Raw genomic sequence first — 1,698 nt, 5'->3', positions numbered from 1 at the left:
GCCGAAACCTGGCGTCGAATTCGCCCAGATCGAGGACGCGATCGACAAGGTGATCGCCGACCTCGCGCAAAATCCCGCGCGCGCCGAGGATCTCGAGCGCGTCAAGACCCAATTGATTGCGCAAGCGATCTACGCCCAGGATGACCAAGCGACGCTTGCGGGCTGGTATGGAAGGGCGCTCACCACCGGGCTCAGCATCGACGATATCCGAAGCTGGCCGGACCGCATCCGCGCCGTCACCGCCGAGCAGGTGCGCGAGGCCGCGCAAGCATGGCTCGACAACAAGCGCTCGGTGACCGGCTATTTGATCAAGGATTCTGCGCCCAAACGTAAGGAGAAGCGCTCGTGACCTATTCTCTCACTCGGCGTGCCGTCCTCGGTGGGGCCTCGCTCGCGATCGCGGCGCTCGGCTCTGCACCATCATTTGCCGCTACCAAGATCCAGCGCCTGATCTCGCCCGGTGGCATCGAAGCCTGGTTCGTGCAGGAGGCCACCGTCCCGCTGATCGCGATGGAATATGCCTTCGGCGGCGGCGCCAGCCAGGACCCGGCTGAGAAGCCCGGCGTCGGTCACCTGGTCGCCAGCCTGCTCGACGAAGGCTCCGGCGATCTCGATTCCAAGAGCTTTCACGAGCGGCTCGACCGCCGCGCCATTGAGCTGAGCTTTACCTCGTCCCGTGACCAGTTTCGCGGCTCCTTGCGCATGCTCAAGGACAACAAGGATGAGGCTTTCGACCTGCTGCGGATGGCGCTGACCTCGCCCCGTTTCGATGCGGCCGATGTCGAACGGATCCGTGCGGCGGTGCTCGCGAACCTTCGGCGTGACTCCACGAATCCTTCAACGCTCGCCAATCGCAAGTTCCTTGAAGTCGCCTTTAACGATCATCCTTATGCTCGCCAGGCCGGAGGCACGGTCGAGAGCGTGCCGAAAATCGACGTCGCCGATCTGAAGGACTATGTCCGCCGCGTGATCGCCAAGGACACGCTCAAGATCGCGGTGGTCGGTGACGTCGATCCAGAGACGCTTGGCAAATTGCTCGACAAGACCTTTGGCAGCCTGCCGGCAAAGGCGCAGTTGACAGAGGTCCCCGATGTGGTTGCGGCAAAGCCGCCGCAGCGCGTCTACGTTCCGCTCGACGTGCCGCAGACGGTCCTGAGCTTCGGCGGTCCGGGCGTCCGCCGCAGCGAGCCGGATTTCATGGCGGCCGATGTCGTCAACCAGATCCTCGGCGGCGCCGGTCTGTCGTCGCGGCTGTTCCGCGAAGTCCGCGAGAAGCGTGGGCTCGCCTATTCCGTCCATGAGACGCTGCTCTGGATGGATCATTCCGCGCTGTTCGTCGGCAATACCGGCACCCGCGCCGATCGCGCCGGCGAGACGGTGGAAGAGATCGAAAAGCAGGTCCGCCGCATGGCCGAGGAAGGCCCGACCCAGCAGGAGCTCGACGAGGCCAAGTCGTACCTGAAGGGCTCGCAGATGCTGGCGCTGGATACATCGTCCAAACTCGCGCAGGCGCTGCTGCAATACCAGATCGACAAGCTGCCGATCGACTATATCGAGAAGCACTGCGCGCTCGTCGATGCGGTGACGCTGGAGGATGCCAGGAAGGCGGCGCAGCGGCTGTGGGGCCAGGGTCTGCTCACCGTCATCGTCGGCAGCTCCCCACTGGCCGCAGCCCAGTCGACCACCGCGCCATCGGCC

1 protein-coding gene and 1 pseudogene are annotated in these 1,698 nt (G+C 64.5%); both read left to right on the top strand.

Translation table 11 applies throughout. The features are described 5' to 3' along the window. Nucleotides 1-349 (top strand): annotated as a pseudogene (locus GWE18_RS41790) (insulinase family protein); the annotation flags it as partial. Further along, nucleotides 346-1,698: pitrilysin family protein (locus tag GWE18_RS41785; RefSeq protein ID WP_275191286.1), on the top strand; the 1,353-nt coding region annotated here is incomplete at its 3' end. The pseudogene GWE18_RS41790 and the gene GWE18_RS41785, both read left to right, overlap by 4 nt.

Source organism: Bradyrhizobium sp. CSA112, assembly GCF_029051645.1.
Taxonomy (GTDB): Bacteria; Pseudomonadota; Alphaproteobacteria; order Rhizobiales; family Xanthobacteraceae; genus Bradyrhizobium.
Note: the sequence above shows the minus strand (reverse complement) of the source record. Positions and strands in the feature narration are given on the sequence as shown.